The following is a 14,470-nucleotide window of genomic DNA, read 5'->3' as shown; positions in this document are numbered from 1 at the left end:
TCGTTTACAGCTTTTTTCAGCCCCGTTTGGCCATCTGAACCGCATAAAAACGGCGAAAACACGGGCGAAAACCGGCACGGCGTTCGTGGGCATGAGTGCGTCGGTGTCAGACGCCGGACGACCCGGGAAAAGCCTGATGATGCGGGCATTCCGGCGGATCGCAGCTAGAGCGTAGCAGCTCCGCCAGCGGGCGCTTCACGCCCCGGACCGGCACTCTCAGGAGCTCTGCATCAATGGCTATCAGCGTTTTCGACCTGTTCAAAATCGGCATTGGTCCCTCCAGTTCTCACACCGTCGGGCCGATGCGCGCCGCGGCGCTGTTCGTCGAGTCGTTGCGCGACAAATTCCTGCTGGAGCAAGTGCGCCGGGTCGAAGTGCAACTGTTCGGTTCGCTGTCGGCCACCGGTGTCGGTCACGGCAGCGACAACGCGGTGATCATGGGCCTGATGGGCGAGTGGCCGGACGCGATCGACCCGTCGCAGATCGGCCCGCGGATCCAGGCCCTGCGTGAAACCCACACCCTTTTGCTGGACGGTCGTTTGTCGGTGCCTTTTATATGGGCCCGCGACATGCGCCTGATCGACGAGAACCTACCATTCCATCCCAACGCCATGACCCTGGTCGCCGAAGGCGATCACGGCGAGATTCATCGCGACACCTACTATTCGGTCGGCGGCGGTTTTGTCGTCGATGAGGCGCAGGCGTCCAGCGGTGTGGTGGATCTGGATCGCACCGAATTGCCTTATGACTTTTCCAGCGCGGTCGAACTGCTGGAGCTGTGCAAGCAGAACAACCTGCGCGTCGCCGAGCTGATGATGGCCAACGAGAAAGTCTGGCGCAGCGAAGAGGAAATCCGCGCCGGGCTGATGAAGCTCTGGCGGGCGATGCAGGATTGCGTCGAGCAGGGTCTGAGGCACGAAGGCATTCTGCCCGGCGGACTCAACGTGCGCCGGCGTGCGGCGAAACTGCACCGCAGTCTGCAGGAACTGAACAAGCCCAATGTGATCGGCTCGACCCTCAGCGCCATGGAGTGGGTCAACCTGTTTGCCCTGGCGGTAAATGAAGAAAACGCTGCCGGCGGGCGCATGGTCACGGCGCCGACCAACGGCGCGGCCGGGATCATTCCGGCGGTGCTGCACTACTTCATGAAATTCAGCGAAGCGGTGACCGACGCCAACGTGGTCGACTATTTCCTCGGGGCGGCGGCCGTGGGGATTCTGTGCAAGAAGAACGCCTCGATCTCCGGCGCCGAAGTCGGTTGCCAGGGGGAGGTCGGTTCGGCTTGCGCAATGGCAGCAGCGGGGCTGGCGGAAATCCTCGGCGCGAGCCCGGAGCAATTGTGCAACGCAGCGGAAATCGGTCTGGAACACAACCTCGGTCTGACCTGCGATCCGGTCGGTGGCCTGGTCCAGGTACCGTGTATCGAGCGCAACGCGATTGCGGCGGTGAAGGCGATCAACGCGGCGCAGATGGCCTTGCGCGGCGATGGCCAGCACTTTATCTCGCTGGATCGGGTGATTCGTACCATGCGAGATACCGGTGCCGACATGCATGACAAATATAAAGAGACTTCGCGCGGCGGGTTGGCGGTCAGCGCGGTGGAGTGCTGATTTCCCGATAGCACCAGACCAGTCAAAACTGCGCACCAAGTGAGCATCGACAATAAAACGCGCCACCTTTTGGCGCGTCGCAATCAGATAAGAGTCTTTCCCACGTACAGCGCCTGATTCACAGGTGCTACCGTCCGTCACCTGTGCCAGCGGTGACACTGTAGGACAATCCGCCGCAGCCCTGTTCCCACAAGTGCTACCGATCTGCTCACGCGCGCCGGGGCAGGGCTTTCACCGCCGCTGATGGCACTTCGAATCAGCTCTCATCGGAGCGCTTGTGTAGACACGTCGCGACGTCGTTTTCAGGAGTTATTGAACGGCCATTCAATTTTAGGCATGGCAATTGCTCTGTCATAACAAAGCCCGTCTCACGCAAGAGAACGATGGCAATAACAAGAGCCTCCGCCTGAGGCCATCACCCGCTTTGTGTGAGGAGATACCGCGATGACGTCGTTCAACTCCGGGGCTCAACCCCAGAACCGTGCGCCTCAATCCATCGGCTTTCTGCTGCTGGACAATTTCACGCTGATTTCCCTGGCTTCCGCAGTCGAACCACTGCGCATGGCCAACCAGTTGTCCGGTCGCGAGCTGTATCGCTGGACGACCCTCACCGTCGACGGTGGTCAGGTCTGGGCCAGTGACGGTCTGCAGATCACTCCCGACGCCTCCATGCACAAAGCCCCGGCCCTCGACACCATCATCGTGTGCGGCGGGATCGGTATTCAACGCACCGTTACCCGTGAACATGTCTCGTGGCTGCAAAGCCAGGCGCGCCAGTCCCGTCGCCTCGGTGCCGTGTGCACCGGCAGTTGGGCCCTGGCCTGCGCCGGCCTGCTCGATGGCTTCGATTGCAGCGTGCACTGGGAATGTCTGGCGGCGATGCAGGAAGCTTTCCCTCGCGTGGCGATGAGCACCCGTCTGTTCACCCTCGACCGCAACCGTTTCACCAGCTCCGGGGGCACCGCGCCGCTGGACATGATGCTGCACCTGATCAGCCGCGATCACGGCCGTGAACTGTCCGCCGCGATCTCCGAGATGTTTGTCTACGAACGCATCCGCAACGAGCAGGATCACCAGCGTGTGCCGCTCAAGCACATGCTCGGCACCAACCAGCCGAAGCTGCAGGAAATCGTCGCGCTGATGGAAGCCAACCTGGAAGAGCCGATCGACCTCGACGAACTGGCGGTGTACGTCGCCGTGTCCCGTCGCCAGCTCGAGCGCCTGTTCCAGAAATACCTGCATTGCTCGCCGTCGCGCTACTACCTCAAGCTGCGCCTGATCCGTGCCCGGCAACTGCTCAAACAGACGCCGATGTCGATCATCGAAGTGGCGTCGGTCTGCGGCTTCGTGTCGACGCCGCACTTCTCCAAGTGCTACCGCGAATATTTCGGCATTCCACCGCGTGACGAGCGCGTCGGTTCCAACACCACCCAGCAGGTGGCGATGCTGCCGCTGCCGCAGGCCATCGTGATGTCGCCGCTGTCCGGGCCGATGTCGGCGCTGAGCCAGGCGCGCAACGAGTCGACCTTCGCCAGCGTGCGTCTCTAAAACGAAAGATCGCAGCCTGCGACAGCGCCTTCAGGAAAGGCACTGTCGCAGGCTGCGATCTTTTTTTCGGTCAGATGTCAGGCGCGGGTTTGCTGATACTGCGCCAGGGCCGGCAGCAACTGCTTGTCGATGGCTTCGCGCACGGTCGGCTGAATGCTCGCGCTGCTGGTGTACATCTGCTTGACCATGGTGCGCAGCGTGTTGGCCCGCACATCGTCCAGACCCCGCACCGCGCACTCGCAGGCCTGCAGGGCAGTTGAGCCCGACGGCACTTCGAATCCCAACGACTTGAGCTGGCCCAACAGGTCTTCCTGATCGATCAAATCGGCATACATCATGACGCGAATCCTTCTTCGGCAACGGAGGTCGTGACTCGATTCTGGTAGGCCTGCACAGGCACGGCAAGGGCGATTTGTCGCAGTGGCCGCGACGGCTATGAACAGGTCGTTTTCGGCTAACTCGTGGTGCCGGGGAGTGGGCACACTGGCCTCAGCTCGCTTCACGAAGGTTTGGTCACCCTCGGCACGGCAGCTCCTCAACAGTACCCTCGCCCCGATCCTGTCACGGCTTGTATCGGGGTTTTTTTTGCCTGTGAATCCGGGAGAGGTGTGTTGCTTGATCTGACGCTTTCGTCGGAACGCCGCCCGGAGCAAGCCCGCTCCCACAGGTGACCGCGTTCATTCATGGAAACGCGGTGAAATGTGGGAGCGGGCTTGCTCGCGAATAAGGCTGACGCGGTCTAGCGCTGCAACACCAGAATCCGCGACAGCAATTCATCCCGATCGATGTAGCAGCCTTGAAAGTGCCGGGCCCCGGTGGACGGGTCGAACGCATTGCGCGCATGCAGGGTGCGGCGGTTGTCGAAGCACCACAACTCGCCCGGATTGAGCCGCTGCATCAGCCGGAAACGTGGTTCGCGGGTCATGGCGATGAAACGCCGGTAAGCGCGATACAGCAGGGGCATTTGCGCCACCGACGTGTCGAACGCGCCGCGCAGAAAATTGGCCATGCGGATTTCCGCAACCCGGCCCAAGGCATCCAGAGCGATGATGGGCGCGAGGCAGCGATAGTCGCTGTGGCGGTCCTTGTTGCGAAACTCCACCGGGATCTCGCACAGCGCCTGAAACGACGCGGGATCCTCCTGGCGCAACGCTTCGGCAATCGCAAAACCGTCGACGAAAATGCTCTCGCCACCCTCGGCGTCGTTCACCAGGCAATGCAGAAATTGCAGCCCCGGTTGCAGCTCGCGGGTCGGCAGATCCGTGTGCAATGGCAGGTTGAAAGCGGTGTAGGCATTACTGTCGGCATCGGCCTTGGATTGCACGTTGAACAGCACGCCGAAGTTGCTCTCGCGGATGAACGAAATGCGCTGGGCGATCAGCTTCAGCGAGCCGGGTTCGGTGGGTACGCCACGCACCTGGGTCAAGCCGATGTCGCGTACCGCCAGCAACCATTGCAGCAGTGCGGCGTTGTCGTTCATCAGGGCTGCATAGTCGAACACCGGCAACTGCAAATCGCTGCGCCACAGGAAGGGTTTCGGCTTGGCGGAGAGGCGTTCGGCGCGGGATTCGTCGTCGTAGGCGTGGGCCCGCAGCCAGCCTGCATCGAAGCGGCTGAGGTGGCCGTCCTGCCAGTCGATACGCAGGCAGCCATCGGTGTCGATATGCGCGGCGGAGGGCGACAGGTCGGGAGCCGCATCGACGATCTCGAACACTTGCTCGCGGGTGACGCTGTAGACGCAGTGCGGACACGGACAGTTGTCGCGTAGCCACACGTGGTGGAACGGGCTGACACGCCCGTCGGCCCATTCAATCAAGACGCGATCCGCCAGGCTCTGCACGCCGTTCAGCGCGCTGATCAACGGATAGGTACGGAAATCGGCAACAGCAGCGGCGGTTTGCATGGCGGCTCCTTGCGATGGATGGATTTACCGGGCTGGGGGCAGGGCGATGACCCGGCCGATGTAAGCCGGGGCGGGCAGGTCGGCCTGCTCGGCGACGATGGCTTGCAGACGGCCCAGGGTGTCCGGGGTGAACGGTGCGGAACGTGGCCCGGCGAGGTCGACGTGCAGCAGCATCTGTTCGTTCCCGGCCAGCTCCTTGTCGCCGCCGGCCAGGTGCAGGCTGTGATAGAGGTGCAGGCGTTTCTGGTCGTGACCGATGATCTGCGTGCGCACTTCGACTTCGGCGTCGAGCTTCACTTCGTGCAGGTAGTTGAGGTGCAGTTCGAGGGTGAACAGTGAGTTGCCACTGGCTTCGCGATTGTTGCTGTCCATGCCGAGGCGATCCATCAGGGCGTCGGTGGCGTAGCTGAAAATCAGCAGATAGAAGGCGTCGCGCAGGTGGCCGTTGTAGTCGACCCAGTCGGGGATGATGCGGGTTTGGTAGGTGGTGAGGGTGGGCATGTTTATCTCCAGGCACGATCGCTCCCACGCTCTGCGTGGGAACGATCAATATGCGATCACTCGCTGAAACTCATCCCGTGCTTTTCTTTGGTGGTCTTCACCGCCTCAAGCACCGCCAGCAAGCAATCATCACGATAGCGCTCCAGCGCCGAAATACTGTGTCGGCCCAGTTGATCGCTGGTGCCATCCACCACATCGTCGATCAACTTGTCGGTCAGTTCCGGTGCCGGCAGGTACGTCCACGGCAACTGCAACGCCGGGCCGAACTGCGACATGAAGTGGCGCATGCCGGCATCGCCACCGGCCAGGGTGTAGGTCAAAAACGTACCCATGAACGACCAGCGCAGACCGGCACCAAAACGGATCGCATCGTCGATTTCACCGGTGGTCGCCACACCGTCGTTGACCAGGTGCAGCGCCTCGCGCCACAGCGCTTCGAGCAGGCGGTCGGCGATGAAGCCCGGCACTTCCTTGCGCACGTGCAGCGGGCGCATGCCGAGGGATTCGTAGACTTTCATCGCCGCTTGAACCGCTTCCGGCGCGGTGTTCTTGCCGCCGACCACTTCCACCAGCGGCAGCAGGTAGACCGGGTTGAACGGGTGACCGACCACGCAACGTTCCGGATGGGTCGAGCTCTCGTAGAACTCGCTTGGCAACAGGCCTGAAGTGCTGGAACCGATCAGGGCATTGGGCTTGGCCGCTGCGCTGATCTTGCTGTGCAGCTCCAGTTTCAGTTCGAGGCGTTCCGGGGCGCTTTCCTGGATGAAGTCCGCATCGCGCACGCACTCTTCAATGGTCGCGACAAACCGCAAGCGATCTTGCGAAGCACCCGGCGCCAGACCGTTTTTCTCCAGCGCGCCCCAGGCATTGGCCACGCGTTTGCGCAACGCCGCTTCGGCACCCGGCGCCGGGTCCCAGGCCACCACGTCGAGGCCATGGGCGAGGGCGCGGGCGACCCAGCCGCCGCCGATGACGCCGCTGCCCAGTGCTGCGAAGGTTTTGATTTCGGTGATAAAGCTCATGGTGATTTCCTAGGAAAATTCGGTGATTCCCTGTGTGAGCGGGCTTGCTCGCGAATGCGGCGGCACTGCTGATGAAGATGCTTCGGATGTACCAGCCTCTTCGCGAGCAAGCCCGCTCCCACAGGATCAGAGGTGAATTCGAATTAGCCGCGCTGGGTCAGGCCCATCTTCTTGCGGCCTTCAGCCGGGGTCAGCACGCGGGCGCCGAGGCGGCTGAGGATTTCGCTGGCGCGTTCGACCAGTTGGCCATTGGTCGCCAGCACGCCTTTGTCCAGCCACAGGTTGTCTTCCAGACCGACCCGCACGTTGCCGCCGAGCAGCACCGCTTGCGCGGCCATCGGCATCTGCATCCGGCCGATGCCGAACCCGGCCCACACCGCATCGGCGGGCAGGTTGTCGACCATGGCTTTCATGGTGGTGGTGTCGGCCGGGGCGCCCCACGGGATGCCCAGGCACAGCTGGAACAGCGGATTGTCGAGCAGGCCTTCCTTGATCATCTGTTTGGCGAACCACAGGTGACCGGTGTCGAAAATCTCCAGCTCCGCCTTCACGCCCAGCTCGGTGATGCGCTTGGCACCAGCCCGCAGTTGGGCCGGGGTGGAGACGTAAATGGTGTCGCCGTCGCCGAAGTTCAGGGTGCCGCAATCCAGGGTGCAGATTTCCGGCAGCAGTTCTTCGACGTGGGCCAGGCGGGTCAGCGGGCCGACCAGATCAGTGTTCGGGCCGAACTCCATCGGGTTCTCGCCCGGGCCGATTTCCAGGTCGCCACCCATGCCGGCGGTGAGGTTGACGATGATGTCGACGTCGGCTTCGCGGATGCGCTCCATGACTTCGCGGTACAGCGCCACGTCGCGGCTGAACTTGCCGGTCTGCGGGTCACGGACGTGGCAGTGCACGACCGTGGCGCCGGCCTTGGCCGCTTCTACTGCAGCAGCGGCGATCTGTTTCGGGGTGACCGGCACGTGAGGGCTCTTGGCGGTCGTGTCGCCAGCACCGGTGAGTGCGCAGGTGATGATGACGTCGTGGTTCATGGTGCGTTTTCCTTCAGGCGTGATGGGTCTGTTCGCAGCCCGTGGCGGGCTGCGAAGTGGTTCATTCGTTGCGGTTTACTTGCTGGTGAGCTGGAGGTTTTCAGCCGCTGGTTTGCCATCGAAAGTGGTAACGCCTTCGAGCCAGCGCTGTTTGTCCTGCGGGTGATCCTTGAGCCATTGCTTGGCCGATTCGAAAGCGTCCTTGTGATCGAGCAGCGGCTGCATCATCCGGCTCTCGTCTTCGGCGGTGAACGTCAGGTTGCTCAGCAGACGGCTGACGTTCGGGCATTGTTCGGCGTATTTCGGTGCGGTGACGGTCCACACGGTGGCCATGCCTTCGTTCGGGCCGAGGGCGTCGTCGCTGCCGGTCAGATAAGTCATCTGCACGTTGACGTTCATCGGGTGCGGCGCCCAGCCGAAGAACACCACGGCTTCCTTGCGGCGCACCGCGCGATCGACGGCGGCGAGCATGCCGGCCTCGCTCGATTCCACGAGTTGGAACTTGCCGAGGCCGAACTGGTTCTTGGCGATCATCGCCTTGATCTGAGTGTTGGCCCCCGAGCCTGGCTCGATGCCGTAGATCTTGCCGCCCAGTTCTTTCTCGAACTTGGCGATGTCGGCGAAGGTTTTCAGACCCTTGTCCGCCAGATAGGTCGGCACGGCGAGGGTGGCGCGGGCGTCCTTGAGGCTCGGTGCCTGGAGGACTTTGACCTGATTGGCGTCGACGAACGGGGTGATGGTCTGGGTCATCAGCGGGTTCCAGTAGCCGAGGAACAGGTCCAGACGCTGGTCGCGGATGCCGGCGAAGACGATTTGCTGGGAGGCGCTGGTCTGTTTGGTGCTGTAGCCGAGGCCGTCGAGCAGAACCTGGGCCATGGCGCTGGTGGCGATCACGTCGGTCCAGTTCACCACGCCCATGCGCACGTTCTGACACGATGCGGAATCGGCCGCCATGACACTGGCGCTTAAAAACGCGGTACCACTGAGTGCGAGAACACAGCTGCTGATCAGTCGTTTCATGTCGGGTTCCTCGGCAGGTCGTTATTGTGGGTTCCGGCATCTGTCGTGCCGGTGATGCCAAATTACGCAGCTATGCCCCTGTAAAAACGCACTGCGGCGACCAGCTCTTGCACTGCAGCGACCTGTGCTCTTGAATGCCGCCGACAACTGGCGTATCAACGTTGCACGCTACCCGCGAATCGAGTGCGCGCCATGTCCCAGGATTTCTACTTTCTGTTGATGCCGGGTTTTTCCGCCATCGGTTTCATCTCTGCGATCGAACCGCTGCGGGTGGCCAACCGCTTTCGCGGCGAGCTGTACCGCTGGCACGTCTTGAGCGCCGATGGTGGAGCGGTGCTGGCGAGTAATGGAATGTCGGTCAACGCCGATGCGGCGCTGGAACCGCTGAAGAAAGGGGCGACGCTGCTGGTGATCGCCGGGTTCGAACCGCTGAAGTTCGCTACCCCGGCGCTGGAGCACTGGCTGCGACGGCTGGACAACGAAGGCGTGACCCTCGGCGCCATCGACACCGGCAGCTTCGTCCTTGCCGAGGCGGGCCTGCTCGATGGTCATCGCCTGACTCTGCACTGGGAGGCCATCGACGCCTTCAAGGAATCTTATCCACAGCTCAGCGTCACCCAGGAGCTGTTCGAGATCGACCGTCGGCGCATCACGTCTGCCGGCGGTACCGCTTCCATCGACTTGATGCTCGACCTGATCGCCCAGGCCCACGGCCCGCAACTGGCGATCCAGGTCAGCGAGCAGTTCGTATTGGGGCGAATTCGTCCGCGCAAAGACCACCAGCGCATGGAAGTCGCCACGCGCTACGGCATCAGCAACAAGAAGCTGGTGCATGTGATCGGCGAGATGGAGCAGCACAGCGAACCACCGCTGACCACGCTGGAACTGGCGGAATCGATCAAGGTGACCCGCCGGCAACTTGAGCGCCTGTTTCGCCTGCACCTGAACGACACGCCGAGCAATTTCTATCTGCGCTTGCGGCTGGAGAAAGCCCGGCAGCTGTTGCGCCAGACCGACATGAGCGTGCTCGAAGTCAGCATCGCCTGCGGGTTTGAATCACCGTCGTATTTCACCCGCAGCTACCGGGCGAAATTTGCCCGGTGTCCACGGGAGGACCGGCGACGGGAGACTGTTTGACGGACGATTATACTTAATTATACTTTCAGGTATAAATTACAGTCGTTTGAATAATTGAGTGTAAAACCATGTCCAGAAACAACGGTTTCGTCTTCCGCCGCCCCGCTCTGGCCCGCAGCGTTGCCGATGGTCTGGTGGGTGCAGGTCTGCAGGATTTCACCTCCGGCCTTTTTCTGGCAGCGCCGCGTCGCACGGGCAAAAGTACCTTTTTGCGCGAGGACCTGATCCCGGAATGCCAGGCCCGTGGCTGGCTGACGGTTTATGTCGACCTGTGGGCCGACAAGGAAAAAGACCCTGCTGACTTGATCGCCAGTGCCATTGCAGGCGCGTTGGTCCCCTTTGAAAAGGGCATCCGCAAACTGGCGAAGAATATCGGCATCGAAAAACTCAGCTTTCTGCGCACCTTGTCCTGGGATTTCACCAAGCCGCAACTGCCGGCCGGCGCGACCCTGACGCAAGCGCTGGAACTGCTCCACAGCGCCGCCGAAAAATCCGTAGTGCTGGTGATCGATGAAGCCCAGCATGCGCTGACCACCGCCGCCGGCATCAACGCGATGTTTGCCCTGAAGGCAGCGCGGGATCAGCTCAACCAGGGACGTGAAGGTGAGGGCAGCGGTTTGCACCTGGTGTTCACCGGTTCCAATCGCGACAAACTCGCGCACCTGGTGCTGGGCAAGAGCCAACCGTTCTTCGGCTCCAGCATCACGCCCTTTCCATTGCTGGGGAAAGAGTTCACCCAGGCGTACACCTTGCACCTCAACGCCCATCTGGCCGAGACCAATCAGTTCAGCGCTGCCGATATCGATGAGGCCTTCGAGTTGGTGGGGCGGCGCCCGGAAATGTTGCGCACCATCATTGGTGAAGTGGCACTGGAACTGGGCGAGGCCAGCAATCTGGGGCAGCTGCTGCACAGCCGAGCCGAATTGTTGCGCGCAGGCGTGTGGACCGAGTTCGAGAGCGCCTGGAACGCTCTGACCATCCCTCAGCGCGCCGTGCTGGAGGTGATGGTGGAGCGCTCACAGAACAACGAGCCTTTTGCTCCGTTCACTGACAGCACGCTCATGGCAGTCGGCAAGGCACTGGAGAACATGGGCAGCGACGTGGTGCCGGGCACCCAGACCATTCAGGCCTGCATCGATGCCCTGCGCGACAAGGAGCTGGTGTGGAAGTCGAGCCGTGGAGGCTACGCACTGGAGGACAAGTCCTTCGGTGACTGGCTGAGCGCGCGCAAGGCGCGCTAGTTATTTCTTCACCAATGCCGAGCACGCAGCCTTGTAGGCTTCATGCTGATACTTGTTCAGCGTGCCCGGCAGTTCGAAGTTGTGCTTCTTGGCCTGGGCGTTGATCGTCTGCGGCGACAGCAGCGTCACCTCGCAACCGTCCAGCAACTGAAACACGCCCTCGATCTTGAACGTGGTCGGCCCACCGGCAAACTCGCCCTTCTTGCTGCGCTTCTTGATCGCGATGCGATCGATGGAGTTCTCGCGCACGAACGACGCCACCTGAGCGGCGAACAGCTTCACGTTGGCCGCCTCGTCGTCATCCTCCAAAGCGATTTTTTTGGTGCTCAGCGCCACATGGCTCAGCACCGAACCGTCGAGGGACGCCACGGCGATGATCGCTTCACTGCCTTTGATTTCGATACCGCAGATGTTCATGTGAATCCCTTGATTGGCTGAAGAGGTGCAGCTTACAGCTCAAGCTGGTTGGCGGTGATGCCAAATGCCGCTGCAATCTTCTCGCGAGTGGCCTTGCGCGGCTTTGCAACGGTTTCCTGTTGGGCAAAAGCCGGCTGCGAAATACCCATGCGTTTCGCCACTTCTTCCTGGGTCAGGTTGAGATGTTCGCGCCAGGCCCTGATCGGAGTTGCCCCGTCGACAATGCGACTGACCACCTCATGGGGAATCAGGTCAGGCTCCATTTTCTGCGCCACATATTGCGCATACGGAATGACTACGAAAGCGGGTTTACCCTCGGAATCATTGATGATTTGGATGTCAGTAAGTGCGTTCATCGCGTTTTTTTACCTCTTGAATACTGACCACTTTGATCGCGCCATCCCAGTCGAACATGACTCGGTAATTACCGACACGCAGCCGATAAGCGTAGTCATGACCAACCAGTGCTTTCACATTGCCCACATCAGGCATGTCAGCAAGCACCGTGATGGCATCTCTGACCTGACACTGATGAGCGGAATGCAATTTCAGGAGTTGCTTAACGGCCTTTCGAGTCCAGTGGATGCTGTTCATGGCAGAATATAAGTCTTTTATAAGATTTGCGAATCTTTGCTTATATTTTTCAGGTGGCCAATAAACAACATTTGACGGCATGTTGCGCGCAAAGCCTCTAGAACAGCGGCTTCGGACAGGTGATGTGGGGCAGATCTGAACGTTTTGTGGGAAAAGGTTCTTTTGCATCAGAAAGCTGAAAAATACTTCCAGCTTTCTTCAGTCAATAATCGATTACTCCTGCCCAATCGACTCCAAAAACTCCGACCGCTCGTCACTCATCCGCGCCACGCAATCGTTCTGCGCAATCTTGAATGCCTTGCTGCCGTCCGTCGCCGGGAAGGCTTCGACGGCGCAGTCGGCGTCGCGGGTTTTCAGCCATTGTTGCTGGGCGGCCTTGATTTTGGCGGTGATGTCGGCCAGTTGCGCCGGGTTCTTGCCGTAGGTCGTCTGCATGCGCTCGTTCAGGCTGGCGTAGTTGTCCTTGAGCAGGTCCTCGGCGGTGGTGCGGCTGTAGGCCGAGCATTCCAGCGTCTGGATGTCGTTTTCCACCGCGTCGCACGGGTTGTTGTCGGACTCTTCGGCGGCGTGTACGCCGGTCGCAATCAGTGCCAGGGCCAGGAAGATCGATTTCATGGTTGTCGCCGCTCTAATCCAGTGGTGTATCCAAGATGCGCAAGATTCTGGCTCAAGCTCGCGGGCTTGAACAGGTGGCTGGTCGGACCGGTTGGCGACCCTTTGTCGCGGATTGACGCTTTCGGCAATTCCCCTGTCGTTTTTGCACCCGGCTGGTCGCGCACCGAGGCATATGCTGGCCCCAAAGCGCCGGCAGACGATTCGGCGCATGAATCGCCAATAAGGGGACGCCTGATGAGCCCAGCCGAATTACACGCCGACAGCATCGTTATCGACGGTCTGATCATTGCCAAATGGAACCGCGAGCTGTTCGAAGACATGCGCAAGGGCGGTCTGACGGCGGCCAACTGCACTGTGTCGGTGTGGGAGGGCTTTCAGGCCACGGTCAACAACATCGCCGCCAGCCAGAAACTGATCCGCGAGAACAGTGACCTGGTGATCCCCGTCCGCACCACTGCCGACATCCGCAAGGCCAAGGAGCAGGGCAAGACCGGCATCCTCTTCGGCTTCCAGAACGCCCACGCGTTTGAAGACCAGATCGGTTACGTCGAAGTGTTCAAGCAGCTCGGCGTCGGCATCGTGCAGATGTGCTACAACACCCAGAACCTGGTGGGCACCGGTTGCTACGAACGTGACGGCGGTCTGTCGGGCTTCGGTCGCGAGATCGTCGCCGAGATGAACCGTGTCGGCGTCATGTGCGACCTGTCCCACGTCGGCTCCAAGACTTCCGAAGAAGTCATCCTCGAATCGAAAAAACCGGTCTGCTATTCCCACTGCCTGCCATCGGGGCTGAAAGAACACCCGCGCAACAAGTCCGACGAAGAGCTGAAGTTCATCGCTGACCATGGCGGTTTCGTCGGCGTGACCATGTTCGCGCCGTTCCTGGCCAAGGGCATCGATTCGACCATCGACGACTACGCCGAAGCCATCGAATACACCATGAACATCGTCGGCGAAGACGCCATCGGCATCGGCACCGACTTCACCCAGGGTCACGGTCAGGACTTCTTCGAATACCTGACCCACGACAAGGGCTACGCCCGCCGTCTGACCAACTTCGGCAAGATCATCAACCCGCTGGGCATCCGCACCGTCGGCGAGTTCCCGAACCTGACCGAAACCCTGCTCAAGCGTGGCCACTCCGAACGGGTCGTGCGCAAGATCATGGGTGAAAACTGGGTGAACGTCCTCAAGGACGTCTGGGGCGAGTAAGCCGCTTCTCTGAATACTTTCCCCCGGCCGTCCGCGCCGGGGGCAACACCAAAATTTTTCTGGAGTTAAGTTTCCATGGCCAAGATCGCCCCGCAATTGCCAATCGAAGTCGACAGCGAGACCGGTGTCTGGACCTCCGACGCCCTGCCGATGCTGTACGTGCCGCGGCATTTCTTCGTCAACAACCACATGGGCATCGAGGAAGTGCTGGGCGCCGACGCCTATGCCGAAATCCTCTACAAGGCCGGCTACAAGTCCGCCTGGCACTGGTGTGAAAAAGAAGCCGAGTGCCATGGCCTGGAAGGCGTAGCGGTGTTCGAACACTACATGAAGCGTCTGTCGCAGCGCGGCTGGGGCCTGTTCAAGATCCAGGACATCGACCTCGACAAAGGCACCGCCAGCGTCAAGCTCGAACACTCCGCATTCGTCTACGTCTACGGCAAGGTCGGGCGCAAGGTCGACTACATGTTCACCGGCTGGTTTGCCGGGGCCATGGACCAGATCCTCGCCGCTCGCGGCAGCAAGATCCGCACCGTGGCCGAGCAGGTCTACGGTGGCTCCGAAGAAGGCCACGACGACGGCCTGTTCACCGTCAAGCCGTTGTAAGTCGAGGAACCCG

The 14,470-nt window shown here is 61.0% G+C and carries 16 protein-coding genes; 6 read left to right on the top strand and 10 right to left on the bottom strand.

From position 1 onward, the window contains the following. Positions 1-233: 233 nt before the first annotated feature. Together ACSPX5_RS21430 and ACSPX5_RS21425 are read left to right on the top strand one after the other, a co-directional pair. Complete coding sequence (locus tag ACSPX5_RS21430) at positions 234-1,610, top strand: L-serine ammonia-lyase (protein WP_169432240.1); 1,377 nt, start codon at positions 234-236, stop codon at positions 1,608-1,610. 444 nt (positions 1,611-2,054) lie between these two features. Next, positions 2,055-3,158 carry a GlxA family transcriptional regulator gene (locus tag ACSPX5_RS21425; protein WP_065260190.1) on the top strand — a complete coding sequence of 368 codons (1,104 nt, stop codon included), beginning with the start codon at positions 2,055-2,057 and terminating at the stop codon, positions 3,156-3,158. A gap of 77 nt (positions 3,159-3,235) precedes the next feature. Here the strand turns inward: ACSPX5_RS21425 and ACSPX5_RS21420 are convergent, their stop codons facing one another. The 6 genes from ACSPX5_RS21420 to choX form a co-directional block, all read right to left on the bottom strand. Further along, on the bottom strand, positions 3,236-3,496 hold the full coding sequence (locus ACSPX5_RS21420; RefSeq protein ID WP_169432239.1) for a hypothetical protein: 261 nt from the start codon (positions 3,494-3,496) through the stop codon (positions 3,236-3,238). Positions 3,497-3,897: 401 nt separating this feature from the next. Next, entirely contained in the window at positions 3,898-5,061 is a 1,164-nt protein-coding gene (locus ACSPX5_RS21415) for a gamma-butyrobetaine dioxygenase (protein WP_439820215.1), read from the bottom strand. A gap of 24 nt (positions 5,062-5,085) precedes the next feature. Further along, a complete protein-coding gene (locus ACSPX5_RS21410; protein ID WP_439820214.1) occupies positions 5,086-5,562 on the bottom strand; it encodes a thioesterase family protein in 477 nt (158 codons plus the stop codon). A gap of 56 nt (positions 5,563-5,618) precedes the next feature. Then, on the bottom strand, positions 5,619-6,584 hold the full coding sequence (locus ACSPX5_RS21405) for an L-carnitine dehydrogenase (RefSeq protein WP_439820213.1): 966 nt from the start codon (positions 6,582-6,584) through the stop codon (positions 5,619-5,621). Positions 6,585-6,727: 143 nt separating this feature from the next. After that, positions 6,728-7,615, bottom strand: a complete 888-nt coding sequence (locus ACSPX5_RS21400; protein ID WP_011336296.1) for a 3-keto-5-aminohexanoate cleavage protein — start codon at positions 7,613-7,615, stop codon at positions 6,728-6,730. Positions 7,616-7,690: 75 nt separating this feature from the next. Next, complete coding sequence (gene choX / locus ACSPX5_RS21395) at positions 7,691-8,635, bottom strand: choline ABC transporter substrate-binding protein (RefSeq protein ID WP_169432236.1); 945 nt, start codon at positions 8,633-8,635, stop codon at positions 7,691-7,693. A 192-nt stretch (positions 8,636-8,827) separates the two neighbouring features. Here choX and ACSPX5_RS21390 point away from each other — a divergent pair, with 192 nt between their 5' ends. Both ACSPX5_RS21390 and ACSPX5_RS21385 read left to right on the top strand, forming a co-directional pair. Further along, positions 8,828-9,772 carry a GlxA family transcriptional regulator gene (locus tag ACSPX5_RS21390; protein ID WP_169432235.1) on the top strand — a complete coding sequence of 315 codons (945 nt, stop codon included), beginning with the start codon at positions 8,828-8,830 and terminating at the stop codon, positions 9,770-9,772. Between the two features lie 68 nt (positions 9,773-9,840). Then, positions 9,841-11,013 (top strand): hypothetical protein, encoded by a 1,173-nt coding sequence (locus ACSPX5_RS21385; protein WP_169432234.1) that lies wholly within the window; start codon positions 9,841-9,843, stop codon positions 11,011-11,013. Here ACSPX5_RS21385 and ACSPX5_RS21380 read toward each other — a convergent pair whose 3' ends face one another. The 4 genes from ACSPX5_RS21380 to ACSPX5_RS21365 all read right to left on the bottom strand — a co-directional run bounded on the left by ACSPX5_RS21380 (position 11,014) and on the right by ACSPX5_RS21365 (position 12,639). Continuing rightward, positions 11,014-11,430 carry a DUF3010 family protein gene (locus tag ACSPX5_RS21380; RefSeq protein WP_169432233.1) on the bottom strand — a complete coding sequence of 139 codons (417 nt, stop codon included), beginning with the start codon at positions 11,428-11,430 and terminating at the stop codon, positions 11,014-11,016. It abuts the gene before it with no gap. Between the two features lie 32 nt (positions 11,431-11,462). Further along, positions 11,463-11,786 (bottom strand): helix-turn-helix domain-containing protein, encoded by a 324-nt coding sequence (locus tag ACSPX5_RS21375; protein ID WP_169432232.1) that lies wholly within the window; start codon positions 11,784-11,786, stop codon positions 11,463-11,465. Continuing rightward, a complete protein-coding gene (locus ACSPX5_RS21370; protein ID WP_169432231.1) occupies positions 11,770-12,024 on the bottom strand; it encodes a type II toxin-antitoxin system RelE family toxin in 255 nt (84 codons plus the stop codon). Before ACSPX5_RS21370 ends, ACSPX5_RS21375 begins: the two co-directional genes overlap by 17 nt. A 213-nt stretch (positions 12,025-12,237) precedes the next feature. Continuing rightward, positions 12,238-12,639, bottom strand: a complete 402-nt coding sequence (locus ACSPX5_RS21365) for a lysozyme inhibitor LprI family protein (RefSeq protein ID WP_169432230.1) — start codon at positions 12,637-12,639, stop codon at positions 12,238-12,240. 234 nt (positions 12,640-12,873) lie between these two features. On the opposite strand from ACSPX5_RS21365, the gene ACSPX5_RS21360 reads away from it, so the two are divergent. Beyond that, positions 12,874-13,851: a dipeptidase gene (locus ACSPX5_RS21360; protein ID WP_007959776.1), complete on the top strand. Its 978-nt coding sequence runs from the start codon at positions 12,874-12,876 to the stop codon at positions 13,849-13,851. Between the two features lie 75 nt (positions 13,852-13,926). After that, positions 13,927-14,457, top strand: a complete 531-nt coding sequence (locus tag ACSPX5_RS21355; protein WP_007926354.1) for a DUF5943 domain-containing protein — start codon at positions 13,927-13,929, stop codon at positions 14,455-14,457. The last annotated feature ends 13 nt before the right edge of the window (positions 14,458-14,470 follow it).

Source organism: Pseudomonas sp. HLG18 (assembly GCF_051903985.1).
GTDB lineage: Bacteria > Pseudomonadota > Gammaproteobacteria > Pseudomonadales > Pseudomonadaceae > Aquipseudomonas > Aquipseudomonas fluorescens_BT.
This window is presented reverse-complemented; position numbering and strand designations above follow the sequence as displayed.